The organism is Massilia sp. (assembly GCF_031995545.1).
Classification (GTDB): domain Bacteria; phylum Pseudomonadota; class Gammaproteobacteria; order Burkholderiales; family Burkholderiaceae_D; genus Telluria.
The window spans coordinates 15,731-41,221 of sequence record NZ_DAMAGA010000043.1 but is presented as its reverse complement, the minus strand read 5'-3'; the positions used below and the strand labels follow the sequence as shown (position 1 = coordinate 41,221).

Here is a 25,491-nt window from a genome sequence, read left to right as displayed (position 1 = left end):
CAGTGGCCGGTGCGGCGCCGTTTTTCGGTGCCGGCGGTTCCGGCGGCGGCGCCGGACGCTTGCCGAGGATGGCGTAGTCGAGCACCTTGCGCGCGATCGGCGCCGCCACCACGCCGCCGAAGCCGGCGTTCTCGACCACCATCGCGATCGCGATGCGCGGCTGCTCGGCCGGCGCGAAGGCGGTGAACAGCGCGTTGTCGCGATGGCGTTCGTCGATCGCATTGGCGTTGTACTTCTTGCCGCGCAGGCCGATCACCTGCGCGGTGCCGGTCTTGCCGCCCGCGGTGTAGCTGGCGCTGGCAAAGGCGCGCTGGCCCGTGCCTTCGCGGATCACACCCGCCATGGCATCCTTGATGAAGTCGATGTGCTCCTGCTTCATCGCCAGGCGCCGGGTTTCCTTGGGCACGGTCAGGGTGCGCTCGTGGGTCGATCCATCCTCGACCATCTTGACCAGGTGCGGCTTCATGACCACGCCGTTATTGGCCAGGATCGCGGTTGCATGCGCCAGCTGCAGCATGGTGTAGTTATTGAAACCCTGCCCGATCGAAATCGAGATGGTGTCGCCGCCCACCCATTTCTGGGCCGCGCGGTTGCGCTTGAAGCGCTCGGCCTTCCATTCCTTGGACGGCAGCACACCGGTCTTTTCGTGGTCCAGGTCGATCCCGGTAGGCTGGCCGAAGCCGAATTCGCGCATGAACTTCGAGATGTTATCGATCCCCATCTCATTGCCCAGCTGGTAGTAATAGGTGTCGCAGGAGTGCGCGATCGAGTGGTACATGTTGACGATGCCATGGCCGCCCGGCTTGTCGTCGTTGAAGCGGTGCCCGCCCAGCATGTAGAAGCCGGGGTCGCGGATCGCGTCGTGCGGACGGCGGAAACCCATCTCGAGCGCCGCCAGCGACATGAAGGGCTTGAAAGTCGAGCCGGGCGGATAGGTGCCCGACAGCGGACGGTTCATCAGCGGCCGGTCGAGCGACGTGTTCAATTCGTTCCAGCTCTGGGTGTCGATGCCGTCGACGAACAGGTTCGGGTCGAACCCCGGGCGCGAGACATAGGCCAGCACGTCGCCGGTGGACGGTTCGATCGCCACCAGCGCGCCGCGGTAGTCGCCGAAGGCTTCCTCGGCGATCTTCTGCAGCTCGATGTCGATCGACAGGATCAGGTTACTGCCCGGGGTCGGCGCCGTGCGGCGCAGGGTGCGGATCGCGCGTCCGCCGGCCGAGCGCTCGACCTGCTCGTAGCCGGTGATGCCATGCAGCTGGCGCTCGTAGCGCTTCTCGACGCCTTCCTTGCCGATATGGTCGGTGCCGTTGTAGTTGGCGGCGGCGTCGCTTTCTTCCAGCGCCGCCGCTTCCCTGGCGTTGATGCGGCCGATGTAGCCGATCACGTGCGAGGCGACTTCGCCCATCGGGTACTGGCGGAACAGGCGCGCCTGCACTTCCACGCCGGGGAAGCGGAAGCGCTGGGCGGTGAAGCGCGCCACTTCGTCGTCGGTCAGGCGGGTGCGCAGCGGCACGCTGGCGAAACTGCGCGACTCTTCCAGCAAGCGCTTGAAGCGGCGCCGGTCGCGCGCATCGATTTCGATCAGCTTGGCCAGTTCGTCGATCACCGATTCCATGTTGGCCTGCAGCTTCGACGGCGTGATCTCGAGCGTGTAGGCCGAGTAGTTGCGCGCCAGGACCACGCCGTTGCGGTCGACGATCAGGCCGCGGTTCGGCACGATCGGCACCAGCGCGATGCGGTTGTCCTCGGCCTGGGCCGCGTACTGGTCGTGGTGCAGCACCTGCAGCCACACCACGCGCGCGACCAGGATGCCGAAGCAGATGAAGACGAGGCCCACCAGCACCGTCAGGCGGGTGCGGAACTGGTGGATCTCGCGGTCGTTGTCTTTGAACTCGGTCATGCGAGAAGGATGCGGGTCAAGATGGACCTGAAAGTCAGATCGGACGGGTGTGGTCGCGGTCGACGGCGCGGCGCTGAGGCGCCAGCAGCAGCCAGGTGATCACCGGCCATAGGGCCACCGCCACCACGCTTTCGATGAACTGCAGCAGGCCCGGAAAGCGGCCCGAGACGAAGAAGTGCACCAGCACCTGGATCGCCTGCGCCAGCAGCAGCAGCGGGAACACGTGCATGGCCTGGGTCAGCACCGGAAACCACAGCACGCGGCGGTGGATCATGATCGCCAGGTAGGACAGCAGCGTGTAGGCCAGCGCGTTTTCGCCGAGCAGGCTGGCGTCGTGCACGTCCATCAGCAGGCCCATGCCGAAGGCGACGCCGATGCCGACCTTGCGCGGCTGGTGGATGCCCCAGAACACCAGCACCAGCGCGACGAAGTCGGGCGCGCCGACCCAGCGGCCCCAGGGCAGCAGGTTGAGCATGAAGGCGCACACCAGGCTGAACGCGATGAACAGCGGGCTGACGGGCAGCAGGATGTAATGGGGACGGTTACCGGGCATGAGTGCTTACTCCGTTCGCGCACCGCTCGGGGTGGCGGCCGTGGTGGCCGGGCGCGGTGCGGCAGGCTGTGTCGGGGCGGCCGCGCGCGGTGCGGCGGCCTGCGGTGCTGCGGCCTGCGGTGCGGTGGCGCGCGGCGCTGCGGCTTGCGCGGTGTTCTGCGCTGCGGCCGATTGCGGCGCGGCGGCCGGCGGCGTGGTGCGGGCGGCTGCGGCAGGGGTAGCGGCAGGCGTACCTGCGGCAGGCGTTGCGCCGTTCTGCGCGCCGTTTTGAGTCCCGGCCGGCTGCGCGCCGGCCGGCGGCAGCGGCGCCGAAGCCAGCGGCGGCTGCGGCACCGGGTCCATCTTCGGCAGCTTGCGGCGATTGGTCTCGTGCGCCGGTGCCGGCTGCGGGCGTTCCGGCAGCGCGTTGTGCGACATGATCACCAGCACCTGGCGGTTGCGGTCGATGCCGGCCAGCGGCAGGCCGACCACGCGTCCGAACGAACCGGCCGCCTTTTCCACCTGGGTCACGCGCGCCACCGCCAGTCCGGCCGGGTACATCCCGTCCAGGCCCGAGGTCACCAGCACATCACCGACCTGGATATCGGCATCCTGGGCCACGAAGCGCAGGTCGAGCAGGCCCGAATGGCCGCGGCCATACACGATGCTGCGCAAGCCGCTGCGCAGCACCTGCACCGGAATCGCCTGGTCCTTGTCGGTCAGCAGCGTGACTTCGGAGGTGAACGGGAACACGCGCGTGACCTGGCCGACCACGCCGGCATTGTCGATCACCGGCAGGCCGAGCGTGACGCCGGCGCGCGAGCCGCGGTCGATCACCACGCGCCGGGTGGACGGGTCGCGTGCGTCGTACAGAATCTCGGCCATCTGCGACTGCACCGGCAGCTGGGCCTTGCCTTCCATCAGACGGCGCAGGTGCGCGTTCTCGGCCATCTGCAGCCTGGCCTGCTGCAGCAGGGTCGCCTGCTGCATCTGCTCGTCCTTGAGGGCGCGCACTTCGCGCTGCAGCGTCGACACCGACGAGAAGTAGCCGCCCATGTTGGACAGCGCTTCGCGCGGCATCAGGGCCGCCATCTGCACCGGGTACAGCACGGTGGCGGCCACGCTGCGCACGCCGGCGAGCAGGTTCATGCGCGCGTCCAGCACCAGCAGCACGATCGCGATCAGCGCGAACACCGTCACCTTGACGCGCGCGGGCGCGCCTTGTTTGAACAGCGGCGGAGGACTGTATTCCATGACGTCGGGTGAAGAGACGAAAGAAGCGCGCGGATGCGATCAAGGCGGACAGCCGCAAGCGGCTCGCCGCCGTGCGTACTGCCCGCCTTTCGCCATCGCGCGCGCCCGTCTGTTTTTATTCGTACGAGAAGATCGAGCCCAGCTTGTCCATGCGCTCGAGAGCCATGCCCGATCCGCGCACCACGCAGGTCAGCGGATCTTCGGCCGCCAGCACCGGCAGGCCGGTTTCTTCCATCAAGAGGCGATCGAGGTCGCGCAGCAGCGCGCCGCCGCCGGTCAGCATCATGCCCTTCTCGGCGATGTCGGCGCCCAGTTCCGGCGGTGCCTGTTCCAGCGCGTTCTTCACGGCCGACACGATCTGGTTCAGCGGATCGGTCAGCGCTTCCAGGATCTCGTTGCTCGAGATGGTGAACGAGCGCGGGATGCCTTCGGACAGGTTGCGGCCCTTGACTTCCATTTCCTTGACTTCCGAACCCGGGAACGCAGAGCCGATCGCCTTCTTGATCGCTTCCGCGGTCTGTTCGCCGATCAGCATGCCGTAGTTGCGGCGGATGTAGTTGACGATCGCTTCGTCGAACTTGTCGCCGCCGACGCGCACCGAGCCCTTGTAGACCATGCCGCCCAGCGAGATGATGCCCACCTCGGTGGTGCCGCCGCCGATGTCGACCACCATCGAGCCGGTCGCTTCCGACACCGGCAGGCCGGCGCCGATCGCGGCCGCCATCGGCTCTTCGATCAGGTACACCTGCGAGGCGCCGGCGCCGAGCGCCGATTCGCGGATCGCGCGGCGCTCGACCTGGGTCGAGCCGCACGGCACGCAGATGATGATGCGCGGCGACGGACGGAAGAATTTCGAGTCGTGCACCATGCGGATGAACTGCTTGAGCATCTGCTCGGTGACCGTGAAGTCGGCGATCACGCCATCCTTCATCGGGCGGATCGCTTCTATATTGCCCGGCACCTTGCCCAGCATTTGCTTGGCTTCCTTGCCGACCGCCTGGATCGTCTTTTTGCCGTTCGGGCCGCCTTCCTGGCGAATTGCCACCACCGACGGTTCGTCCAGCACGATGCCCAGGCCGCGGACGTAGATCAGCGTATTGGCGGTGCCGAGGTCAATCGCCAGGTCGTTCGAGAAGTAGCTGCGTAAAAAACCAAACATGGGTGTCCTGATGCGCATCAATGTGCGCCTAAACATTGATCGGGAATTCTTTGCCGCAGCTGCCAACCGAGGGCGGCGCGGGCTTGGCTGCATGCGCGCCTGGCTTTCGGCACGACAACGCATTAGCCCGCCATTCTACCTTATAATTTGACGTTTACATGCTGAATACCGGCGCTTTTACCGGCCGATTAGCAAGCGAATTCAGGGGTGTTTGCAGGGTTTTATCGACCGAAGGACGCCGTTTGCTGACAACTTGCTAACATTCATTATTCGCCCAATCATATTTTCGTGCGCCTCAATGCGTGCCTATTTGCCATGTCCCTGACTCTTTCAGACGTAAAACGCATCGCCAACCTGGCCCAGCTCGACATGGACGATGCCCATGCCGAGACCGCTTTGGCCGAGCTGAACGGCATCTTCGCCCTGGCCGAGCAGATGGGGGCGGTGGACACCAGCGGCGTGGCGCCGCTAGCCCAGCCGCTGGAAGCCATCCTGGCCCTGCCGCTGCGCCTGCGCGACGACGTGGTCACCGAACAGAACCGCCGCGAGGATTACCAGGCGCCGGCCCCGAAAGCCCAGGACGGCCTGTACCTGGTGCCGAAGGTCATCGAGTAATCGCCCTGCTCTCTTGAATCGTTTTTGAATCGAACCACTATGCATAACAAGACCCTCAAAGAGCTGTCCGCGCTCCTGCAATCGAAGCAGGTCTCGAGCACCGAACTGACGCGCCATTACCTCGACCGCATCGACGCCAGCGCCCACAACGCCTTCTTGCACGTGGACCGCGAACTGTCGCTGGCGCAGGCCGCCGCGGCCGACGCGCGCATCGCCGCCGGCACCGCCGGCGCCTTGACCGGCGTGCCGATCGCGCACAAGGACATCTTCGTCACGCGCGGCTGGCGCACCACCGCCGGCTCCAAGATGCTGCAGGGCTACGTCAGCCCGTTCGACGCCACCGTGGTCGAGCGCCTCGGCGCGGCCGGCATGGTCACGCTGGGTAAAGTCAATCTGGACGAATTCGCGATGGGTTCGGCCAACGAGAACTCGGCCTATGGCGCGGTCAAGAATCCATGGGACGCCACGGCGGTGCCGGGCGGCTCCTCGGGCGGTTCGGCCGCCGCGATCGCCGCGCGCCTGGCGCCGGCCGCCACCGCCACCGACACCGGCGGCTCGATCCGCCAGCCGGCGGCCTTCTGCGGCGTCACCGGCATCAAGCCGACCTACGGCCGCGTGTCGCGCTTCGGCATGATCGCGTTCGCCTCGTCGCTCGACCAGGGTGGCCCGATCGCCCAGACCGCCGAGGATTGCGCGCTGCTGCTGAACGACATGATCGGCTTCGACGAGCGCGATTCGACCAGCCTGACGCCGGAACAGGGCAACCGGAAGGAAGACTTCACCCGCGACCTGAACCAGCCGTTGAACGGCCTGCGCATCGGCGTGCCGAGCGAGTATTTCGGCGAAGGCCTGGCGCCTGACGTCGAAAGCGCGGTGCGCGCGGCGCTGGAGCAGTTCGTAAAACTGGGCGCGACCCTGGTGGACATCTCGCTGCCGAAGACCGCGCTGTCGATCCCGACCTACTACATCATCGCCCCAGCCGAAGCGTCGTCGAACCTGTCGCGCTTCGACGGCGTGCGCTACGGCCACCGCGCCAGCGAGTACAAGGATCTGCAAGACATGTACCGCAAAACCCGCGCCGAAGGTTTCGGCAGCGAGGTGAAGCGCCGCATCATGGTCGGCACCTATGTGCTGTGCCACGGCTACTACGACGCGTACTACGTGCAGGCGCAGAAGATCCGGCGCCTGATCGCCGACGACTTCCAGGCCGCGTTCGCGGACAAGTGCGACGTGATCATGGGACCGGTGGCGCCGACCGTGGCATGGGACCTGGGCTCGAAATCGAACGACCCGGTGGCCAACTACCTGGCCGACATCTTCACGCTGTCGACCAGCCTGGCCGGTCTGCCGGGCATGTCGATCCCGTGCGGTTTCGGCGAAGGTGAAAAGAACGGCAAGCGTCCGGTCGGCCTGCAAATCATCGGCAACTACTTCGCCGAAGCCAAGCTGCTGAACATCGCGCACCAGTACCAGCAGGCGACCGACTGGCATACCCGCGCGCCGCAAGGCGTGTAAGTCCGTCGACACTGAACAAAGAGAGAACACTATGCAATGGGAAGTCGTCATCGGTCTTGAGAACCACGTCCAGCTCACGACCCAATCGAAAATCTTCAGCGGCAGCTCGATCCGCTTCGGCGCCGAGCCGAACACGCAGGCCAGCCCGGTCGACCTGGCGCTGCCGGGCGTGCTGCCGGTACTGAACCGCGGCGCCGTCGAGCGCGCGATCCGTTTCGGCCTGGCGGTCGGCGCAAAAATCGCGCCGCAGTCGGTCTTCGCGCGCAAGAACTATTTTTACCCTGACCTGCCGAAGGGCTACCAGATCAGCCAGATGGACGATCCGGTGGTCCAGGGCGGCACCATCAGCTTCGCCTACGAGAAGGACGGCAAGCTGGAAACCAAGACCGTCAACCTGACCCGCGCCCACCTCGAAGAGGACGCCGGTAAATCGCTGCACGAAGACTACGCCGGCATGAGCGGCATCGACCTGAACCGCGCCGGCACCCCGCTGCTCGAGATCGTGTCCGAGCCGGAGATGCGCAGCGCTGCAGAAGCCGTGGCCTACGCCAAGGCGCTGCACTCGCTGGTGATGTGGCTGGGCGTCTGCGACGGCAATATGCAAGAGGGCTCGTTCCGCTGCGACGTCAACGTCTCGGTACGTCCGCTCGGCCAGAAGGAATTCGGCACCCGCTGCGAGATCAAGAACCTGAACTCGTTCCGCTTCATGGAAGAAGCGATCCACTACGAAGTGCGGCGCCAGATCGAGCTGATCGAAGACGGCGGCAAGGTGATCCAGGCGACCCGCCTGTGGGACCCGGACCGCAAGGAAACCCGCTCGATGCGCACCAAGGAAGACGCGCAGGATTACCGCTACTTCCCGGACCCGGACCTGCCGCCGCTGATCATCGGCCAGGACTGGATCGAGCGCGTGAAGGCCGAGATGCCGGAACTGCCGGAAGCCATGCGCGCGCGCTTCACCGGCGACTACGGCCTGCCGGAATACGACAGTCTGGTGCTGACCTCGTCGCAGGCGATGGCCAACTACTACGAAGCCGTGGTGGCCAAGGCCGGCAAGGAAAACGCGAAAGCGGCCGCCAACTGGATGATGGGCGACGTCTCGTCGACCCTGAACCGCGAAGGCGTCGAGCTGGTCGATTCCCCGGTCAGCGCCGCCCAGCTGGCCCTGCTGCTGCAGCGCATTGCCGACGGCACCATCTCGAACAAGGCCGCGAAAGAAGTGTTCGCTGCCATGTGGGAAGCCAAGTCGCAGGACGAAGCCCTGGCTGACACCGTCATCGACCAGAAAGGCCTGAAGCAGATCTCGGACACCGGCGCGCTGGAAGCGATCGTCGACGAAGTCCTGGCCGCCAATGCCAAGTCGGTCGAACAATACCGCGCCGGTAAAGAAGCCGCCATCAATGCGCTGATCGGCCAGACGATGAAGGCCTCGAAGGGCAAGGCCAACCCGGCGCAAGTCACCGAGCTCCTGAAGAAGAAACTCGCCGGCTGAGCTCCCCGCTCCGCCCCGATAATTAGGGTCAGAGTCAAATTGTTGGGCAATTTCTCACGTTGCCCGGCGATTTGACTGCTGACCCTGATTGCTTTTCACCGCACGCAATTTCCTATCGAAGGCACCCTGTCCCCATTTAACGCCGATGCGCGAGAAATTGCCCAACAATTCGACTCTGACCCTCATTGTTTTGGCTTCAAAAGTTGCAGCTCGCAATTGAATTTGAGGCTTTTCTGAATGCCTGCAGATACCGCTGAACCGCGCATCAATAAAACTATTCACCAGCAACAAAGCACCCTAAAAATAATGAGGGTCAGAGTCAAATTGTTGAGCAATTTTTCAAAGTTGCCAAACAATTCGACTCTGACCCTAATTTGTTTTTAGAGAAACAGTTGCAAAATAATTAGGGTCAGAGTCGAATTGAATGACAACATTCGAAAGTTGTCAAACAATTTAACTCTGACCCTAATTGAGAGTGAGGCTGGCGGCGGCTGGTTAGATGCCGTAGCGGGTGCGGTAGGCGGCGACGGCGTCTTTGTGTTGGGACAGGCGGGCGTCGGCGGTGTGGGTGTCGAGGTAGCTGAACAGGTCGCTCAAGTTGGCGATCGAAATCACCGGGATGTTGAACTCGCGCGAGACTTCCTGTACTGCCGACAGTTCGGACAGTGCGTCGTCCTTGCCCGAGCGTTCCATGCGGTCCAGCGCGATCAGCACGGCGGCCGGTTCGGCGCCGGCGGCGCGGATCATGGTGACCGATTCGCGCACCGAGGTGCCGGCCGAGATCACGTCGTCGATGATCACGACTTTGCCCGTCAGCTTGGCGCCGACGATGGTGCCGCCTTCGCCGTGGTCCTTGGCTTCCTTGCGGTTGTAGGCGAACGAGGTGTCGCGGCCCTTGGCCGCCAGCGCGACCGCGGTGGCGCTGGCCAGCGTGATGCCCTTGTAGGCTGGGCCGAACAGCATGTCGAACTCGACGCCCGAATCGAGCAGGGTCTGGGCGTAGAACTCGGCCAGCTTGCCGAGGGTGGCGCCGTCGTGGAACAGGCCGGCGTTGAAGAAGTACGGCGACAGGCGCCCGGCCTTGGTCGTGAATTGACCGAACTTTAATACCTCGGCCTCGACCGAAAATCCAATGAATTGCTGGCGCAGATCGCTCACGTGCTTCCCCCTGAATGTCGAAAGCGGCTATTTTACGCGCTTGGCTCGCCGCCCGCGACCACCCGCGCTGCATCGTCCGGGCTGATCGGTTTGACCAGATGGCGCTCGAAGCCGCAGGCGCGGCTGCGTTCGCGGTCGGCCTCCTGGCCGTAGCCGCTCAGCGCCACCAGACGGCAAGCGCGCCCCGCTTCCGACGCGCGGATGCGCGCGGCCAGCTGGTAGCCGTCCAGCACCGGCAGGCCGATGTCCAGCAAGGCCACGGTCGGCCGCAGGCGCTCGAGCGCGGCCAGCGCCGTCACCGGGTCGTAATACACCTCGACCTCGTGGCCATGCGCGCGCAGCAGGCGGCCCAGCGTATCGGCGCCGTCGGCATTGTCGTCGACCAGCAGCACGCGCTGCGGCGCCACGTTTGGCGCCGACGGCAGCGGCAGCGTCAATGCATCGGCCGACACCGGCGTCAGCATGCCGGCGCCGCGCTGCAGCGGCAGGCGCACCACGAATTCGCTGCCCAGGCCGCGTCCTTCACTGCGCGCCTCGACCCGGCCGCCGTGCAGCTCGACGATGTTCTTGACCAGCGCCAGCCCGATCCCGAGCCCGCCTTCGGCGCGGTCGATGCTGCGCCGGCCCTGGAAGAACAGGTCGAACACCTGTCCGCGCACTTCCGGCGCCAGGCCGATGCCGGTGTCGCGCACGCTCACCACGGCGTCATTGCCGTCGCGCCGCGCCTGCAGGCGGATATGCCCGCCCGGTTCGGTGTAGCGCGCCGCATTGGTCAGCAGGTTCGAGACCACCTGCGCCAGCCGCACCGGATCGCCCTCCCACGCCACGCCCGGCTCGATCTCGACGTCCAGCCGGTGCCGGCGCTGCTCGATCAGCAGGCTGGCCATCTCGACCGCCTTGCCCAGCGTCTGCGCCAGGTCGACCCGTTCGATCTTGAGTTCGATCTTGCCGCGCGTGACCTTCGACACGTCGAGCAGGTCGTCCACCAGCCGCACCAGATGGTCGACCTGGCGCCCGATGATCGCGACCTCGCGCCCGTGCGAACCGTCGCCGCGCATGCGCATCAGCTGCAGCGCGGTGACGATCGGCGACAGCGGATTACGCAGCTCGTGGCCGAGCATGGCCAGGAACTCGTCCTTGGCCTGGCTGGCCGCGCTCAGGTCGACCAGCAGCTGCTCGCGCTCGCGCTGCGCGCGCTCGACCGCCTGGCGGTTGCGCACATGTTCGGTCACTTCGACCTGGACCAGGATCACGCCTTCCGGCCGGCCGTCGGCGCCCGTCAAAGGCTCGAGGCTGAAGCGGAAGAAGCGCTCCTGTGCCTCGCCATCCGCATCCGGCACCTGCAGTGCCAGCTCTTCTTCGTTGAACGATTCGCCGCTGCGGTAGGCGCGCGCGATGGCCTCGGCCACCACGCTGCCATCGAGCTGCGGGAAGGCTTCGAGGAAGGTCTTGCCCTTCAGGTCCGTGCAGTCGACCAGTTCGCAATAGCGATGGTTCGCCAGGTGGAAACGCAGCTCCGGGCCGCTCAGCAGCGCGGCGGCCACCGGCGCCGCCATCAGCATCGCGTCGCGCTGGGCCAGGGCGACGTCGCGCTCGTGGCGCTCGGTGGCGTCGCGCGTAAAGCAGCGGGTATAACGCAGCTCGCCGTCTTCGAAGTGGCCGTTGGAGTGGATCAGCACGCGCTTGATCGATCCGTCCTTGCAGCGCAGGCGCGCCGGCTGGTCGTACAGCGCCCCGCCCGACAGCAGCGTGCTCAGGATGTGATCGATGGTCGACGCATCTTCGTGAAATTCGGCGATGTGGCGGCCGACGTATTCTTCCCAGCCGTAGCCGAGCATCTGCAGCTCCGCGCGGTTGGCCCACAGGATGGTGCCGTCGGGGCCGACGCGGTGCAGGCCTTCGACGGCGTTCTCGACGAAGTCGGCCAGCTCCGTGACCGAAGCATCGTGCAGGCGCGCGCCGGGTTCGACGGCGAACGATTTGTGGTTGTTCATGAAATTGGGATGCGTAAGTGGCGCGGCAAAGATGAAGTCCAGCGCGCGGAAGGATTGGCTAGTGTAACAGATCGTTTCCTAGTGACACTGTCCTTACTGCATTTGCGCAACAGCGAGAGCCTATCCCCGGTCAGGACAAACGCGTTACACTTGCCGCTTGAAGTTGCCGGACATTATCAACATCGCCGTCCGGCGGTCCCTCCACTGCTTTCGCATATCACCATGCCACGAATTATTTCCGCCAACCTGAACGGGATCCGTTCCGCCCACAAGAAGGGTTTCTTTGACTGGCTGGCCACCCAGCAGGCCGACTACATCTGCGTCCAGGAACTCAAGGCCCAGGAAGCCGACATGACCGAGGACTTCCTGCGTCCGCACGGCTACCACGGCCACTTCCACTACGCCGAAAAGAAAGGCTACTCGGGCACCGGCGTGTACAGCAAGACCGCCCCCGACACCCACCGCATCGGCTTCGGCTGCGGCGAGTTCGATGCCGAAGGGCGCTACACCCGCTGCGACTTCGGCAACCTGACCGTGATTTCGCTGTACGCGCCGTCCGGCTCCTCGTCGCCCGAGCGCCAGCTGGCCAAGTTCCGCTTCATGGAAGTATTCCTGCCGCACCTGATGGAACTGAAGGCCGAGGGCCGCGAAGTCGTGATCTGTGGCGACTGGAACATCGCCCATAAAGAGATCGACCTCAAGAACTGGAAGGGCAACCTGAAGAACTCGGGCTTCCTGCCGGAAGAACGCGCCTGGATGACGCGCATCTTCGACGAACTGGGACTGGTCGACGTGCACCGCGGGCTCGATCCGCGCCCCGAGCAGTACACCTGGTGGAGCAACCGCGGCCAGGCCTATGCCAAGAACGTCGGCTGGCGCATCGACTACCACGTCGCCACCCCGGGCATCGCCGCACGCGCGAAAACCGTGTCGGTCTATAAGGACGTGAAGTTCTCGGACCACGCGCCCCTGATCATCGACTACGATCTGTAGGTAGCGCTTAGATTCAGTTCCACTCCAGCGTGAATTCGCTGCTGAAGCTGCGCGGCTGGCCGCTCAATGGATCGTCGAAGGCGATCGAGCGCGCCAGCAGCTTGAGCGGCGCGCTGTAGTCGTCGCCCTTGCACGGCAGCGCCACCGGATAGAAAGTGTCGTTGACGATCGGCGCGCCGAGCGACGACAGGTGCAGGCGCAGCTGGTGCTTGCGCCCGGTGTGCGGGTGCAGGCGGTAGCGCGCGACGTCGCCGCGCCGCTCCAGGAGCTCGATCAGCGTCTCCGAATTCGGCTCCCCATCCACTTCCTCGCTCACGAAGAACTGCTCGGCGTCCTGCATGCGGCTGCGGTAGGTGAACGGGAATTCCCTGCCCTCGATGAAGCCGGCCAGCGCCTCGTAGGTCTTCTTCACCACACGCTTCTGGAACATCGACTGGTAGGCGCCGCGCGAATCGGGATTGTGCGAGAAGATCACCACGCCCGCGGTTTCGCGATCGAGGCGGTGGATCGGCACCAGGTGCGGCAGGTCATGCGCGCGCTTCAGGCGCACCAGCAGCGTCTCCTTTAAAAAACGCCCGGTCGGGATGGTCGGCAAAAAGTGCGGCTTGTCGGCCACCAGCAGGTGCTGGTCCATGAACAGCACCCGTTCCCGGAACGGGATCGGCGTCTCGTCGTGTTCCAGCTCGCGGTAGTACCAGATGCGCATGCCCTGGCGTACATGGCTGTCGGCGTGCAGCGCCGTCCCTCTGGCGTCGACGATCTCGCCGCGCGCCAGGCGCGCCGTCCACGCCGCTTCGCTCACGTCGGGAAAGCGCTCGACCAGGAAGCGCAGCATGCCGCCGGCGCGGGTTTCGGTCAGCCACAGGTAGCTGGGTGCGACGCCGTCGCGCGTCGGCAGCGGCACAACTGCATTTGCTTCGGCCTGGTGACCGGGTACGCCTTTTGCCATCGGTTCCGGTCAGCGCAGCGCGGTGCTCTGGTACGACGGCAGCTTGGCCACCGTGGTGTTCTTGGCCCGCGCGTACAGCGGCAGCAGCACGTTCATGTGCGCTTCCATGTCCTTGATGCGGGTCTCGCCGCCCGGGTGGGTCGAGAAGATCTCGAGCGGCGCGCCCTGGTTCAGCTGCGCCATCTTGCGCCACAGGGCGATGCCGGCGCGCGGGTCGTAGCCGGCGCGCGAGGAGATGTCCAGGCCCACCAGGTCGGCCTCGCGTTCCTCATCGCGCGAGAACTTCAGCACCAGGAACTGGCCGGCCTGGTTGGCGACGGTGCCGGTAATGTTGGGGTCGACGCCGAAGATGCCCGAGATCAGGGCGCCGCCGACGCGCGCGCCGAGCGAGGTCAGGCCGCTCTTGGCCATGCGCTCGCGCCCGTGCTCGCGCAGGGCGTGGGCGATTTCGTGGCCCATCACGGCCGCGATCTCGTCATCGTTGAGTTTGAGCTGGCTGATGATGCCGGTATAGAAGCCGATGCGCCCGCCCGGCATGCAGAAGGCATTCACCTCGTTCGACTGGAACAGGTTGACCTGCCACTCCCACTTGGTGGCGGCCTGGTTCCAGCGCGGCGCGTGCGGGATGATGCGCTGGGCGATCGCGCGCAGGCGCTTGACCTGTGGGTCGCTGGTCGGCACCAGTGCGCCTTTCTGCTGGGCCTGGCTGAGCATCTCGGCGTACTGCTGGCGCGCCGCCTCGTTGACGGTTTCCTCCGGCGCCAGCACGCGCACCCGCGACAGCGGCTTGACGGCGATGCCGTCCTGGACCACCTGGCTGCTATCCTGGGCGACGGCCAGGCCGGTGACGGCGAACACGGACAGCGACAGGGTCAGGTGCGCGGCAAGCTGTTTCATTTTTTTCATCGGTTCGGTGGGGGACCGTTGTTGGCGGTCCATCCTCTCAGAAGTTGGTCGGCACGGTTCTGGCGGCGCACGGCGCAGCTCAGCTCAGCGGCGATGATCGTCCATACAGCGTTGTCGTTCTAGCCGCCAACGCACATAAGGGATCGCTCCGTCAGCCGGCAGGCTTTACTTTCTTGCGCAAACGAAACACCGCCAGGCTCCCGCGCAGGTTCGGCAGGAAGTTGATCACCTTGCCGTCGTCCAGCGCCACACATTCCAGCACTTCGAGCCCGCACTCCTCGGCCAGCTCCTGGAAGTCGTAAATGGTGGCGCAGCGCACGTTGGGCGTGTCGTACCACTGGTACGGCAGCGAACGCGACACCGGCATGCGTCCGCGCAGCAGCGCCAGGCGGTGCGGCCAGTGGGCGAAATTCGGGAACGAGACGATCGCTTCGTGACCCACGCGCACGATGTCGCGCAGCAGCGCCTCCACGTGCTGCATCATCTGCAAGGAGTTCAGACACAGCACCGTGTCGAAGGTGTTGTCGCCGAACAGGCCCAGGCCCTGCTCCATGTCGTGCTGGATCACGCTGACGCCGCGGCGGGTACTTTCCAGCACCTTGTCGTCGGCGATCTCGATGCCGTAGCCGCTGCAGCGCTTGCCCGATTCGAGGTAGCGCAGCATGGCGCCATCGCCGCAGCCAACGTCCAGCACGTGGGCGCGTTCGCCCACCCAGTGGGCGATGAAGGCCAGGTCGGGACGCAGGGTATTCAGGTCGGTGAAGTTCATGCGGCCTCCCTGCCGATGTTGGCAACGGCGGGGTCGATCGCCAGCTCCAGTGCGATGCGGTCGTAGTAGGCACGCACCACGTTCATGTAGCGCTCGTCCTCGAGCAGGAAAGCATCGTGGCCGTGCGGCGCGTCGATCTCGGCATAGGTCACGCGGCGCCGGTTGCTGATCAAGGCTTCCACGATCTCGCGGCTGCGCTCCGGCGAGAAGCGCCAGTCGGTGCTGAACGAGGCGATCAGGAATTGGGCCTTGGTACCCGACAGCGCCTTTACCAGGTCGCCGTCGTGCTCGCGCGCCGGGTCGAAGTAGTCGAGCGCCTTGGTGATCAGCAAATAGGTGTTGGCGTCGAAGTATTCCGAGAACTTGTCGCCCTGGTAGCGCAGATAGGATTCGATCTCGAAGTCGATGCCGAAGTCGAAGTTGTAGTCGTTGGTCTCGGCCGCGTTGCGCAGTTTTCTACCGAACTTCTCGGCCATGTCGTCGTTCGACAGGTAGGTGATGTGGCCGACCATGCGCGCCACTTTCAGGCCATTCTTCGGCACCACGTTGTGTTCATAAAAATCGCCGCCGCGGTAATCGGGGTCGGTCAGGATCGCCTGGCGCGCCACGTCGTTGAAGGCGATGTTCTGCGCCGACAGCTTGGGCGTGGAGGCGATCACGATGCAGTGGCGCAGGCGCTCGGGATACATGATGCTCCACGACAGCGCCTGCATGCCGCCCAGCGAACCGCCCATCACGGCGGCGAAGCAGTCGATGCCGAGGCGGTCGGCCAGGCGCGCCTGGGCCGCGACCCAGTCTTCCACCGTCACCAGCGGAAAGGCGGCGCCGTACGGCTTGCCGGTGGCCGGGTTGACGTGCATCGGGCCGGTCGAGCCGAAGCAGGAACCGAGGTTGTTGATGCCGATGACGAAGAAGCGGTCGGTGTCGACCGGCTTGCCCGGGCCGACCATATTGTCCCACCAGCCCGCGCTCTTGGGCGTGGCGTAGTGGCCCGCCACGTGGTGCGAGGCATTGAGCGCATGGCAGATCAGCACCGCGTTCGATTTGTCGGCGTTGAGCGTGCCGTAGGTTTCATACATCAGCGTGTAATCGCCGAGTTCCGCCCCGCTTTGCAGGCGCAGCGGCTCGGCGAAGTGCATCGCCTGCGGTGTGACTATTCCAAGAGATCCCATGAAGGTGTCGCTACTTATGATTGCTACTGTGTGTGATTGCGGTGCGGGTTGTGCTGCGCCGGCGCGAGGCCGGCGCAAGGTGCGGTGTTACAGCGTCTGCAGCGACTCGACCGCCGTGGCGATCTCGCCCGGCTCCATCGCGCGCAGGATGCGCCGGGTGCGGGTCGTGACCGCCGCCAGGTCGGTGTTCAGGATTTCCTGCTTCACCGCCAGCAGCTGCGCCGGATGCATCGAGAATTCGCGCAAGCCCATGCCCAGCAACAGGCGCGTGAGCTTGACGTCGCCCGCCATCTCGCCGCAGACCGCCACGTCCAGCCCGGCCTTGTGGCCGGTGGCGATGGTCGAGGCGATCAGCTGCAGCACCGCCGGATGCAGCGGATTATACAGGTGCGCCACCTCGTAATCGACGCGGTCGATCGCCAGCAGGTACTGAATCAGGTCGTTGGTGCCGATCGACAGGAAATCCATGCGGCGCACGAACAGCGGCAGCGCCAGCGCGGCGGCCGGGATCTCGATCATGGCGCCGACCTCGATTCCTTCGTCGTACTTGATCTTTTCGTCGCGCAGCTGGGCCTTGGCCTGCTCGATCATGTTCAGGGTCTGGTCGATCTCGAAGGCGTGCGCCAGCATCGGGATCAGCATGCGCACCTTGCCGAAGGCGGACGCGCGCAGGATGGCACGAAGCTGCGTGAGGAACATCTGCGGCTCGGCCAGGCAATAGCGGATCGCGCGCAGGCCCAGCGCCGGGTTCAGCGCCGTGTGCTCGGTCTGGTCGAGCGGCTTGTCGGCGCCCACGTCCAGCGTGCGGATCGTCACCGGACGGCCCTTCATCGCCAGCACCGCGCGCCGGTACTGCTCGAACTGCTCGTCCTCGTTGGGGATGCGCAGCGCCTGCGCGCCGCTGCCCATGAACAGGAATTCGGAGCGGAACAGGCCGACGCCGTTGGCGCCCGCTTCCAGCGCCGCCGGGCAGTCGTCGGGCAGCTCGATGTTGGCCAGCAGCGTGACCGGGGTGCCGTCCTTGGTCACCGCCGGGGTTTTCTTGAGCTTCAACAGGCGCTTGCGCGCCTTGATCATGGCGGCCTGGCGCGCGCGGTACTGTTCCAGCACCAGCTGGCTCGGATTGCAGATCACCACGCCTGCGTCGCCATCGACGATCACCCAGTCGTCCTGCTCCACCAGGCGCGAGGCCTGGCTCATGCCGACCACCGCCGGGATGTCCAGGCTGCGCGCCACGATCGCGGTGTGCGAGTTCTGGCCGCCGACGTCGGTGACGAAGCCGATGAAGGAGCGCGGCACGCCGGGGCGGTCGCGGAAGGCCAGCATGTCGGCCGGCGAGATGTCGTGCGCCACCACGATCATCTGGGGTGGCGGCTGGTCGGGGTCGACCACGATCGGCGGCACGCTGAGGGCGGTGCCGGTCAACACCTTCAGCACGCGCTCGGCCACCTGCTGGATGTCGTGCTTGCGCTCGCGCAGGTACTCGTCCTCGATCTCGTCGAACTGCGCCGAGAGCTCGTCGATCTGGGTCACCAGCGCCCATTCGGCGTTGTAGCGGCGCGCGCGGATGATGTCGAGCGGCGCTTCCGAGATCATCGGGTCGGACAGGATCAGGGCGTGGACGTCGATGAAGGCGCCCAGTTCGGTCGGGGCGTCCTTGGGCAGGTCGGTCCACAGTTCCTGCAGGTTGCGGTGCACGGCGGCGATCGCGTCCTGCAGGCGGCGCACCTCGGCCTCGACCTGCTCTTCCAGCACCAGGTAGTGCTTGACGTCGAGCGCGGCCGGCGTGAGCAGGTGCGCGCGGCCGATGGCGATGCCGCGCGAGACCGGAATGCCGTGCAGGAGAAAAGCGGCCATGCTGGAGCCCGAAGAACGCGGCGCCGTGTCGAACCCGTAAGCGGGCGGCGACATTACTCGCCTTCGCCGAACTTGTCGTTGACCAGGGCACTAAGGGCGGCGACCGCGGCTTCTTCGTCCTTGCCCTCGGCTTCCAGGGTCACCTTGGCGCCCTTGCCGGCGGCCAGCATCATGACGCCCATGATCGACTTGGCGTTGATGCGGCGTCCGTTGCGGGTGAGCCAGACGTCGCTCTGGTATTTCGCGGCCAGCTGGGTGAATTTGGCGGAAGCACGGGCATGCAGGCCCAGCTTGTTGATGATCTCGAGTTCTTGTTGAATCATGTTCGCTTTATCGTTTTAATTGTCGAATCTGTATCGCCATCGCGCCTGTGCGCTTTTCCCTGAGCGCCGCCGGATCAGCCGCTGCCGACCCGGATCCGGTTGTCGACCCGCACTGCCCCGTTCTGGGCGCCGGCCAGCGCCATCTCGACCACCACGTCGAGCGTATCGCGCCGGTAGGTGATCGCGCGCAGCAGCATCGGCAGGCTGATGCCGGCGATGATCTGCACGTTGTCGCTGTTCGACAGCGCGTTGCAGCAGTTGGACGGCGTGCCGCCCTTGATGTCGGTGATCACCAGCACGCCGTCGCCTTCGTCCAGGCGCGTGATCGCGGCCTTGGCCAGGCTGTTGACCTCGTGCGGGTCCTGGTCGGCGACCACGTCGATCGCTTCGAAGCGTTCGGTGGGACCGCGGAACACGTGCGCCACCGCGGTGATGAAGGCCTGGCCCAGCGGTGCGTGGGTCAGGAGCAGAATGCCTACCATGTCAATATTCGCTCGGTTACTTGCTTGCTTGCTGTGCCTGCTTGTTTGCTTCCTGTTCGACCGCGTCGATGAACATCGCTGCCACGTCGAAACCGGTCTGGTCGAAGATCTCCTGGAAACAGGTCGGGCTGGTGACATTCACCTCGGTCAGGAAATCGCCGATCACGTCTAATCCTACCAGCAACAGGCCACGCTCGGCCAGCACCGGGCCCAGGGCCTCGGCGATGGCGCGTTCGCGCTCGCTGATCGGCTGTGCCACGCCCAGGCCGCCGGCAGCCAGATTGCCGCGCACTTCGCCGCCCTGCGGGATGCGCGCCAGCACGAACGGCACCGGCTTGCCGCCGATGACCAGCACGCGCTTGTCGCCCTTCTCGATGGCGGGGATGAATTTCTGCGCCATGATGGTGTGACGGCCGTTGGCGGTCAGGGTCTCGATGATCGAACCCAGGTTGAGGCCGTCGCTCTTCACACGGAAGATGCCGGCGCCGCCCATGCCGTCCAGCGGCTTGAAGATCACGTCGCCGTGCTTGGCATGGAAGGCGCGCAGGCGCTCTTCGCTCGACGTCACCAGGGTCGGCGAGGTGTAGTCGCTGAACTGGCCGATCGCCAGCTTCTCGTTGTGGTCGCGGATCGCCGACGGGCGGTTGAATACGCGCGCGCCCTGGCGCTCGGCCAGCTCCAGCAGATAGGTGCCGTAGACATATTCCATGTCGAATGGCGGGTCCTTGCGCTCGATGATGGCGTCGAAGGTCGACAGCGACACGTCCTCGGCCGGGTCGGCGCGGTACCAGTCGTCCGCATCGCCGGTCAGGTGAATGCGCGCGACTTTGGCGCTGACCACGCCCCCTTCCAGCACCATGTCGCGCTGCTCGAAGGCATGCACGGCATGGCCACGCCGCGCCGCCTCGCGCATCATCGCAAAGGTCGAGTCCTTGTAGGTCTTGAAGCCGGACAGCGGGTCGGCGAGAAAAGCGATTTTCATGGGGCATCCAATTGAGGTGATGACCTGATTTTAGCCCGAAACGGCAAACCTCGCGGCCGGGGCCCCGGTTCGGTCCGCCACCCCGCTTTTCAATGTCGAACTAGTAGATGCACCTTGGCAATTTGTGAGGTCTCAGCCCTTCCACGTGAGCAGCCTCAATCGCGCTGCATCGCATGCGGGTCAACATAGCGTCATGGAACCCCAATCCAATAGCCAAGCCGAGCAGGAACGCATCAGCCATGTCTACCGCGCCTGGCACGGCGGCGCCGCGCTGGCGCGCTATGCCTGGAACCGTCCCGAGATCCTGCAGCAGGTGGCGGCGCGGGCGCGCGGCTTCGCCGAGCTGCTGTCGAACACAGTCGGCTCCGATCTGTCGTCGGTCGAAGTGCTGGACGTCGGCTGCGGCACCGGCGGCTTCCTGCGCCAGCTGATCGACTGGGGCGCCACGCCGTCCAAACTCACCGGCACCGAGCTGCAGAAAGACCGGCTCGACCACGCGCGGCGCTGCACCGCGCCCGGGGTCCTGTGGCACCTGGGCACGCTCGAGGCGATGCCGCAGGAAGGCTTCGACCTGGTGACGGCGCAGACGGTGTTTTCCTCGGTGCTCGATCCATCGCTGCGGCGCGAGCTGGCGGCGCAGATGTGGCGCGCGCTGCGGCCCGGCGGCTGGTGCCTGGTGTTCGATTTCAGGTATGACAATCCGCGCAACCGCAACGTGCGCAAGGTCACGCGCGCCGAGTTGCAGGAGTGGTGGCCCGGCGCCGGCCAGCGCTACCGCAGCCTGGTGCTGGCGCCGCCGATCCACCGCGTGCTGGCCGGGGCGCCATGGCTGGCGTGCGAGCTGCTGACGGCGATCGCGCCGGTGCTGAGGTCGCATTTCATGTACGTGGTGCGAAAGGAAACGTGAAGGTTGCGGTCGATCCGCAGGATTATCCTCGGATCAATATACTTCCGGATCCGGATCGGTACGCTCCAGCTCCAGCGACGCCGCCAACATGCCGAGGCGCGCCACGACGCCATACACATAGAACCGGTTCGGCGCCGCCGTCCCCGGCTTGGCCTTCAGATCCGGCATCGCATGCTGCTGGGCAAACGCCAGCGGCACATACTGCGAACCCGGCGAATTCAGGTTCTGGTCGATGCCGCGCTCGGCGTGCACGCGGTAGAAGCCGCCCACCACGTAGCGGTCGATCATGTACACCACCGGCTCGGCCACGGCGTCGTCGATCGACTCGTGGGTCGGCACGCCTTCCTGGATGATCAGGTCGGTCACCGCCACGCCATCCTTGATCACCGACATGCGCGCGCGCTGGGCGGCGGTCAGGTCGCGCACTTCGCTGGCGTCCTTGATGGTCATGACGCCCATGCCATAGGTGCCGGCGTCCGGTTTCAGGATCACGAAGGGCTTCTGCTCCTTCATGCCGTACTCCTTGTACTTCTTCTTGATCTTCGAGAACAGCGCCGACACGCTGTCGGCCAGCTCTTCGGTGCCGACGTTCTCGCGCAGGTCGACTTCGCCGCACTTGCTGTGCAGCGGATTGACCAGCCACGGGTCGATGTCGATCAGCTTGCCGAATTTCTTGGCCACTTCATCGAACGCTTTCAGGTGATTGCTCTTGCGGCGCAGCGCCCAGCCGGCGTGCAGCGGCGGCAGCAGCGCCTGCTCGTAGACGTTTTCCAGGATCGGCGGGATGCCGCCAGATAAGTCGTTGTTGAGCAGGATGGTGCACGGGTCGAAGTCGGCCAGGCCCAGGCGGCGGCCGTTGGGCGAGCGCACCAGCGGCTCCAGCACCAGCATGTTCCCGTCCGGCAGCGCCAGCGGGGTCGGCTGGGTGATCTCGGGCGAGAACGAGCCCAGGCGCACGTGCAGGCCGGTCTGGCGGAAGATCTGCATCAGGCGCGCCACGTTCTGCAGGTACATCGGGTTGCGGGTATGGGTTTCCGGCACCAGCACCAGGTTACGGGCGTCCGGGCAATACTTGTCGATCGCGGCCATCGCGGCCTGCACCGTCAGCGGGAGCATCTCGGGCGCCAGGTTGTTGAAGCCGCCCGGGAACAGGTTGGTATCGACCGGTGCCAGCTTGTAGCCGGCATTGCGCAGGTCGACCGAGCAATAGAACGGCGGGGTGTGCTCCTGCCACTCGAGACGGAACCAGCGTTCGATCGCGGGCGTGGCTTCGAGGATTTTCTTTTCCAGGTCGAGCAAGGGGCCGGTCTGGGCGGTGGCGAGGTGCGGAACCATGTGGGACGTCCTTTATGCGCTTCTTATTGAGTCGGGTATGTCATGTGGGGCTGACGCGTCCATTTTAAAGGGGAATGCCGCGCGCACAAAAAAGCGCCACCCCCGCTTGCGCGGGGATGGCGCCCTGTTGCCGTTTCGACTACTCAGGAATCAATAGCGGTAAGCCGACTCGCCATGGCTGGTCACGTCCAAGCCTTCGCGCTCTTCGTCTTCCGGCACGCGCAGGCCGATCACCATGTCCACCAGCTTGAAGGCGACGAAGGCGACCACGGCCGACCAGACGACGGTCACGACCACTCCGTGCGCCTGCACCAGAACCTTGTCCGCGATCGAGTAAGCGGTGTCCATGGCATTGGTGGTGTAATCCCACACGCCCTGGCCGCCCAGCGACGGAGATGCAAATACGCCGGTCAGCAACGCGCCCAGGATACCGCCCACACCGTGCACGCCGAACACGTCAAGCGAATCGTCGGCGCGCAGCAGGCGCTTCAGGCCGGTCACGCCCCACAGGCAAATGACGCCTGCCAGCAGGCCCATGATCAGAGCGCCCATCGGACCCACGAAGCCAGCGCCCGGGGTGATTGCCACCAGGCCCGAGATGGCGCCGGAAGCGGCGCCCAGCATTGACGGCTTGCGCTTGAAGATCCACTCGGCGAAGGCCCACGATACGGCAGCGGCGGCGGTTGCCAGCAGGGTGTTGATGAAGGCCAGGGCCGCGACGTCGCCCGCTTCGAGCGCCGAGCCGGCGTTGAAGCCGAACCAGCCGACCCACAGCATCGAAGCGCCGACCATGGTCAGCGGCAGCGAGTGCGGAGCCATCGATTCACGGCCGTAGCCGATGCGCTTGCCGATCACATAGGCACCCACCAGGCCGGCCACGGCCGAGTTGATGTGCACCACGGTGCCGCCCGCAAAGTCGAGCGCGCCCTGCTGCCACAGGTAGCCGGCACCGGCAGTGACGGTGGCCAGCGAAGCGGCATCGGTGATCGCATCCGGACCGGCCCAGAACCAGACCATGTGCGCCATCGGCAGGTAGGCGAAGGTGAACCAGATCACCACGAAGGCCAGCACCGCCGCGAAGCGCGCGCGCTCGGCGAAGGCGCCTACGATCAGGGCGCAGGTAATGGCGGCGAAGGTGCCCTGGAAGGCAACGAAGATGAATTCAGGAATCATCACCTCTTTGGTGAAAGTAGCGGCCATGGCGAAGGTGCCGGCGGCCGGATCCCAGATCCCGTTCAGGAACAGGCGGTCAAAGCCGCCGATGAAGGCGTTATTCGGCGTAAAAGCAAGTGAGTAGCCATACAGGCACCACAACACGATGATCAGCGAGAACACCATCATCACTTGCATCAGCACCGACAGCATGTTCTTGGCGCGCACCAGGCCGCCGTAGAACAGCGCCAGGCCTGGAATCACCATCATCACCACCAGCAGCGTGGCGACGAACATCCAGGCGGTATCCCCTTTGTTGATGGACGGCGCCGCCATGGCCGGAAGGGCCGTGCCAAGGCCCAGCATGGCGGTCAGGATCGTTGTAGTTATACGCTTCATATGGAACTTTCCCTCTTACAGTGCGTCGTTGCCGGTCTCGCCGGTGCGGATACGGATGACCTGGTTCAGGTCGGCCACGAAGATCTTGCCGTCGCCGATCTTGCCGGTACGGGCGGCGCCCTGGATCGCATCGATTACCTGGTCGACCACGGCATCGTCGACGGCGGCTTCGATCTTGATCTTGGGCAGGAAGTCGACCACGTACTCGGCGCCACGATACAGCTCGGTGTGGCCTTTCTGGCGGCCGAAACCCTTCACCTCGGTCACCGTCATGCCTTGCACGTTGATTTCCGACAGCGCTTCTCGCACCTCGTCGAGCTTGAAGGGCTTGATGATGGCGGTAATCATTTTCATGGTATTGCCTCTTTTGCTATCAAAAAGTTTTTGACACGGACAGCACGGCGGCCGACCGTCCCAGGTTCTTGCCTTCCGGACTTAGGTAGCCATCGGTGTTGGCCTTGATCCAGGCCAGGGACACGCTGGCGACGCCGAAGTCCTTGGTCACGCCCACCTTGTAATCGGTGTACGAGAATGCGCTGTTGTTCTTCACCCGCTGGCGCCCGACGTGCAGGTTGAGCAGGAAACCGTTGCCGACATCGAGGTCGGCGCCCAGGTCCAGGTAGCCGCTGCGCTTGCTGTCGGCGGTACCGAACAGATTGGTCGTCGAGTGCGAGTACTTGATGTAGGCCGGGCCGAAGCCGAGCTTGCCGTACAGTTCGAAGGTGTTCGCACTCGGGTCCAGGCTGTTGTCCGGATAGTAGTAATACAGGCCGCCGACGTCGTAGCTGACCGTCTCGGTCAGCTGGCCGCGCTTGCCGGCGTAAAGATCCCATTCGATATTGCCGTCGCCGCCCAGGTCCTCGGTCCACTTGATGGTGGAGAGCCAGGTGCCAACGTACAGGCCGGTCGGGCCATGCACGTAGTCGACGCCGCCCTGCAGGGCCGGGTCGAGGCGGGTTTGCGACAGGCCGCGGTAACGGTAGTCGCTGGTGATGCTGGCGTTGTAGCTCACCTGGTGTTCGGCGGGTTGTTCCTGAGCCATGCCCGGGATGCTGGTAAAGGCCAGGATGGCCAGGCTGGCTGCTGCATGTGTTGCTTTGCACTTCATGACAAACCCCCTTGTGAACGGTAAAGCTGTTGCGGTTTAAAATCCTTTTCTAATAACGCATTCATCGTTGATTTAGCAGGATGCGTGCCAGCTCCAATAGCGCCAAAAAAACGCCTTGTTTTTTTGGTAAACACGCCCCATATCGGTGTTGCTTCAACACAAGCGACCGCGCGGGGCGTCCAGCGCGCGGCATGGCGCACCAAATCAGGCTGCATTGCACTGTCGTGGTGCGTGCAGCCCCGGCATAAAGGGATACAGGGATATGAACAGCAACTTCTTCAGCGATATTCAGGGCAAGATCAACCAGGCCCTCGAAAGCGGTCCGGCCAAGGACATCGAACGCAACGTCAAGGCGGCGATGACCCAGGGCTTCGCCAAGCTCGACCTGGTCACGCGCGAGGAATTCGATATCCAGGCCCAGGTGCTGGCCAAGACCCGCGCCAAGCTCGAAGCGCTCGAGCTGCGCGTGATCGAACTGGAAGCACGCTTGTCAAGCCAGCCGGGCGCCGCCAGCGCCGCCAACACCCGCGCCGAA

General features: G+C 65.1%; 24 protein-coding genes and 1 pseudogene. 6 read left to right on the top strand and 19 right to left on the bottom strand.

The genetic code is table 11. The features are described from left to right. From mrdA to RTQ83_RS21220, 4 genes are all read right to left on the bottom strand, one after another. Positions 1-1,903, bottom strand: a 1,903-nt coding sequence (mrdA, locus tag RTQ83_RS21235; RefSeq protein ID WP_312519079.1) for a penicillin-binding protein 2, incomplete at its 3' end; no start/stop codon positions are given. Between the two features lie 34 nt (positions 1,904-1,937). Next, entirely contained in the window at positions 1,938-2,456 is a 519-nt protein-coding gene (gene mreD / locus RTQ83_RS21230; protein WP_312519076.1) for a rod shape-determining protein MreD, read from the bottom strand. 6 nt (positions 2,457-2,462) lie between these two features. After that, a complete protein-coding gene (gene mreC / locus RTQ83_RS21225) occupies positions 2,463-3,689 on the bottom strand; it encodes a rod shape-determining protein MreC (protein ID WP_312519074.1) in 1,227 nt (408 codons plus the stop codon). 115 nt (positions 3,690-3,804) lie between these two features. Further along, positions 3,805-4,848 carry a rod shape-determining protein gene (locus RTQ83_RS21220; RefSeq protein WP_005667820.1) on the bottom strand — a complete coding sequence of 348 codons (1,044 nt, stop codon included), beginning with the start codon at positions 4,846-4,848 and terminating at the stop codon, positions 3,805-3,807. A gap of 315 nt (positions 4,849-5,163) precedes the next feature. On the opposite strand from RTQ83_RS21220, the gene gatC reads away from it, so the two are divergent. From gatC to gatB, 3 genes are read left to right on the top strand one after another with little or no spacing between them, the layout of a single operon-like run. Next, positions 5,164-5,463 carry an Asp-tRNA(Asn)/Glu-tRNA(Gln) amidotransferase subunit GatC gene (gatC, locus tag RTQ83_RS21215; RefSeq protein ID WP_312519071.1) on the top strand — a complete coding sequence of 100 codons (300 nt, stop codon included), beginning with the start codon at positions 5,164-5,166 and terminating at the stop codon, positions 5,461-5,463. A gap of 39 nt (positions 5,464-5,502) precedes the next feature. Continuing rightward, entirely contained in the window at positions 5,503-6,978 is a 1,476-nt protein-coding gene (gene gatA, locus RTQ83_RS21210; RefSeq protein ID WP_312519068.1) for an Asp-tRNA(Asn)/Glu-tRNA(Gln) amidotransferase subunit GatA, read from the top strand. Positions 6,979-7,009: 31 nt separating this feature from the next. Further along, positions 7,010-8,470: an Asp-tRNA(Asn)/Glu-tRNA(Gln) amidotransferase subunit GatB gene (gene gatB, locus RTQ83_RS21205; protein ID WP_312519065.1), complete on the top strand. Its 1,461-nt coding sequence runs from the start codon at positions 7,010-7,012 to the stop codon at positions 8,468-8,470. A gap of 495 nt (positions 8,471-8,965) precedes the next feature. Here gatB and pyrE read toward each other — a convergent pair whose 3' ends face one another. Together pyrE and RTQ83_RS21195 are read right to left on the bottom strand one after the other, a co-directional pair. After that, positions 8,966-9,628: an orotate phosphoribosyltransferase gene (gene pyrE / locus RTQ83_RS21200; protein WP_312519064.1), complete on the bottom strand. Its 663-nt coding sequence runs from the start codon at positions 9,626-9,628 to the stop codon at positions 8,966-8,968. 32 nt (positions 9,629-9,660) lie between these two features. Next, positions 9,661-11,622 carry an ATP-binding protein gene (locus tag RTQ83_RS21195; protein ID WP_312519062.1) on the bottom strand — a complete coding sequence of 654 codons (1,962 nt, stop codon included), beginning with the start codon at positions 11,620-11,622 and terminating at the stop codon, positions 9,661-9,663. A gap of 222 nt (positions 11,623-11,844) precedes the next feature. Between RTQ83_RS21195 and RTQ83_RS21190 the strand changes: the two genes are divergently transcribed. Then, the gene (locus RTQ83_RS21190; RefSeq protein WP_312519059.1) at positions 11,845-12,615 is read left to right on the top strand and encodes an exodeoxyribonuclease III; all 771 of its coding nucleotides are present in this window, start codon (positions 11,845-11,847) and stop codon (positions 12,613-12,615) included. A gap of 13 nt (positions 12,616-12,628) precedes the next feature. Here the strand turns inward: RTQ83_RS21190 and RTQ83_RS21185 are convergent, their stop codons facing one another. The 8 genes from RTQ83_RS21185 to gshB all read right to left on the bottom strand — a co-directional run bounded on the left by RTQ83_RS21185 (position 12,629) and on the right by gshB (position 20,055). Further along, positions 12,629-13,564, bottom strand: a complete 936-nt coding sequence (locus RTQ83_RS21185; protein WP_312519056.1) for a pseudouridine synthase — start codon at positions 13,562-13,564, stop codon at positions 12,629-12,631. Between the two features lie 9 nt (positions 13,565-13,573). After that, complete coding sequence (locus RTQ83_RS21180) at positions 13,574-14,470, bottom strand: M48 family metallopeptidase (protein ID WP_409456140.1); 897 nt, start codon at positions 14,468-14,470, stop codon at positions 13,574-13,576. A gap of 151 nt (positions 14,471-14,621) precedes the next feature. Further along, positions 14,622-15,239, bottom strand: coding sequence for a methionine biosynthesis protein MetW (gene metW, locus RTQ83_RS21175; RefSeq protein ID WP_312519051.1), 618 nt, complete (start codon positions 15,237-15,239; stop codon positions 14,622-14,624). Beyond that, complete coding sequence (locus RTQ83_RS21170) at positions 15,236-16,411, bottom strand: homoserine O-acetyltransferase (RefSeq protein WP_312519048.1); 1,176 nt, start codon at positions 16,409-16,411, stop codon at positions 15,236-15,238. The genes metW and RTQ83_RS21170 overlap by 4 nt, the downstream gene beginning before the upstream one ends. An 87-nt stretch (positions 16,412-16,498) precedes the next feature. Continuing rightward, the gene (ptsP, locus tag RTQ83_RS21165) at positions 16,499-18,268 is read right to left on the bottom strand and encodes a phosphoenolpyruvate--protein phosphotransferase (protein WP_312519046.1); all 1,770 of its coding nucleotides are present in this window, start codon (positions 18,266-18,268) and stop codon (positions 16,499-16,501) included. Between the two features lie 53 nt (positions 18,269-18,321). Beyond that, complete coding sequence (locus RTQ83_RS21160; protein WP_312519043.1) at positions 18,322-18,591, bottom strand: HPr family phosphocarrier protein; 270 nt, start codon at positions 18,589-18,591, stop codon at positions 18,322-18,324. Between the two features lie 74 nt (positions 18,592-18,665). Beyond that, positions 18,666-19,073 (bottom strand): PTS fructose transporter subunit IIA, encoded by a 408-nt coding sequence (locus RTQ83_RS21155; RefSeq protein WP_312519040.1) that lies wholly within the window; start codon positions 19,071-19,073, stop codon positions 18,666-18,668. A gap of 16 nt (positions 19,074-19,089) precedes the next feature. Then, positions 19,090-20,055, bottom strand: coding sequence for a glutathione synthase (gshB, locus tag RTQ83_RS21150; protein WP_312519037.1), 966 nt, complete (start codon positions 20,053-20,055; stop codon positions 19,090-19,092). Between the two features lie 193 nt (positions 20,056-20,248). Between gshB and RTQ83_RS21145 the strand changes: the two genes are divergently transcribed. Next, complete coding sequence (locus RTQ83_RS21145) at positions 20,249-20,962, top strand: class I SAM-dependent methyltransferase (protein ID WP_312519034.1); 714 nt, start codon at positions 20,249-20,251, stop codon at positions 20,960-20,962. A gap of 33 nt (positions 20,963-20,995) precedes the next feature. On the opposite strand, the gene gshA is transcribed toward RTQ83_RS21145, so the two are convergent. The 5 genes from gshA to RTQ83_RS21120 all read right to left on the bottom strand — a co-directional run bounded on the left by gshA (position 20,996) and on the right by RTQ83_RS21120 (position 25,171). Then, a complete protein-coding gene (gene gshA / locus RTQ83_RS21140; protein ID WP_312519031.1) occupies positions 20,996-22,297 on the bottom strand; it encodes a glutamate--cysteine ligase in 1,302 nt (433 codons plus the stop codon). Between the two features lie 150 nt (positions 22,298-22,447). Continuing rightward, positions 22,448-23,848 (bottom strand): ammonium transporter, encoded by a 1,401-nt coding sequence (amt, locus tag RTQ83_RS21135; RefSeq protein WP_312519029.1) that lies wholly within the window; start codon positions 23,846-23,848, stop codon positions 22,448-22,450. A 15-nt stretch (positions 23,849-23,863) separates the two neighbouring features. Beyond that, the gene (gene glnK / locus RTQ83_RS21130) at positions 23,864-24,202 is read right to left on the bottom strand and encodes a P-II family nitrogen regulator (RefSeq protein WP_005667790.1); all 339 of its coding nucleotides are present in this window, start codon (positions 24,200-24,202) and stop codon (positions 23,864-23,866) included. Positions 24,203-24,221: 19 nt separating this feature from the next. Then, positions 24,222-24,956: a TorF family putative porin gene (locus tag RTQ83_RS21125; protein WP_312519026.1), complete on the bottom strand. Its 735-nt coding sequence runs from the start codon at positions 24,954-24,956 to the stop codon at positions 24,222-24,224. Then, positions 24,953-25,171 (bottom strand): hypothetical protein, encoded by a 219-nt coding sequence (locus RTQ83_RS21120; RefSeq protein WP_312519023.1) that lies wholly within the window; start codon positions 25,169-25,171, stop codon positions 24,953-24,955. Before RTQ83_RS21120 ends, RTQ83_RS21125 begins: the two co-directional genes overlap by 4 nt. Positions 25,172-25,218: 47 nt before the next feature. On the opposite strand from RTQ83_RS21120, the pseudogene RTQ83_RS21115 reads away from it, so the two are divergent. Next, positions 25,219-25,449, top strand: a pseudogene (locus RTQ83_RS21115) (accessory factor UbiK family protein); the annotation flags it as partial. Between the last annotated feature and the right edge of the window lie 42 nt (positions 25,450-25,491).

Bases quoted from the DNA above. Each gene is read 5' to 3' on its own strand.
- mreD (WP_312519076.1), bottom strand. From the start codon at position 2,456: ATGCCCGGTAACCGTCCCCATTACATCCTGCTGCCCGTCAGCCCGCTG.
- mreC (WP_312519074.1), bottom strand. From the start codon at position 3,689: ATGGAATACAGTCCTCCGCCGCTGTTCAAACAAGGCGCGCCCGCGCGC.
- RTQ83_RS21220 (WP_005667820.1), bottom strand. From the start codon at position 4,848: ATGTTTGGTTTTTTACGCAGCTACTTCTCGAACGACCTGGCGATTGAC.
- gatC (WP_312519071.1), top strand. From the start codon at position 5,164: ATGTCCCTGACTCTTTCAGACGTAAAACGCATCGCCAACCTGGCCCAG.
- gatA (WP_312519068.1), top strand. From the start codon at position 5,503: ATGCATAACAAGACCCTCAAAGAGCTGTCCGCGCTCCTGCAATCGAAG.
- gatB (WP_312519065.1), top strand. From the start codon at position 7,010: ATGCAATGGGAAGTCGTCATCGGTCTTGAGAACCACGTCCAGCTCACG.
- RTQ83_RS21195 (WP_312519062.1), bottom strand. From the start codon at position 11,622: ATGAACAACCACAAATCGTTCGCCGTCGAACCCGGCGCGCGCCTGCAC.
- RTQ83_RS21190 (WP_312519059.1), top strand. From the start codon at position 11,845: ATGCCACGAATTATTTCCGCCAACCTGAACGGGATCCGTTCCGCCCAC.
- RTQ83_RS21185 (WP_312519056.1), bottom strand. From the start codon at position 13,564: ATGGCAAAAGGCGTACCCGGTCACCAGGCCGAAGCAAATGCAGTTGTG.
- RTQ83_RS21180 (WP_409456140.1), bottom strand. From the start codon at position 14,470: ATGAAAAAAATGAAACAGCTTGCCGCGCACCTGACCCTGTCGCTGTCC.
- metW (WP_312519051.1), bottom strand. From the start codon at position 15,239: ATGAACTTCACCGACCTGAATACCCTGCGTCCCGACCTGGCCTTCATC.
- RTQ83_RS21170 (WP_312519048.1), bottom strand. From the start codon at position 16,411: ATGGGATCTCTTGGAATAGTCACACCGCAGGCGATGCACTTCGCCGAG.
- ptsP (WP_312519046.1), bottom strand. From the start codon at position 18,268: ATGGCCGCTTTTCTCCTGCACGGCATTCCGGTCTCGCGCGGCATCGCC.
- RTQ83_RS21160 (WP_312519043.1), bottom strand. From the start codon at position 18,591: ATGATTCAACAAGAACTCGAGATCATCAACAAGCTGGGCCTGCATGCC.
- RTQ83_RS21155 (WP_312519040.1), bottom strand. From the start codon at position 19,073: ATGGTAGGCATTCTGCTCCTGACCCACGCACCGCTGGGCCAGGCCTTC.
- gshB (WP_312519037.1), bottom strand. From the start codon at position 20,055: ATGAAAATCGCTTTTCTCGCCGACCCGCTGTCCGGCTTCAAGACCTAC.
- RTQ83_RS21145 (WP_312519034.1), top strand. From the start codon at position 20,249: ATGGAACCCCAATCCAATAGCCAAGCCGAGCAGGAACGCATCAGCCAT.
- gshA (WP_312519031.1), bottom strand. From the start codon at position 22,297: ATGGTTCCGCACCTCGCCACCGCCCAGACCGGCCCCTTGCTCGACCTG.
- amt (WP_312519029.1), bottom strand. From the start codon at position 23,848: ATGAAGCGTATAACTACAACGATCCTGACCGCCATGCTGGGCCTTGGC.
- glnK (WP_005667790.1), bottom strand. From the start codon at position 24,202: ATGAAAATGATTACCGCCATCATCAAGCCCTTCAAGCTCGACGAGGTG.
- RTQ83_RS21125 (WP_312519026.1), bottom strand. From the start codon at position 24,956: ATGAAGTGCAAAGCAACACATGCAGCAGCCAGCCTGGCCATCCTGGCC.
- RTQ83_RS21120 (WP_312519023.1), bottom strand. From the start codon at position 25,171: ATGCAGCCTGATTTGGTGCGCCATGCCGCGCGCTGGACGCCCCGCGCG.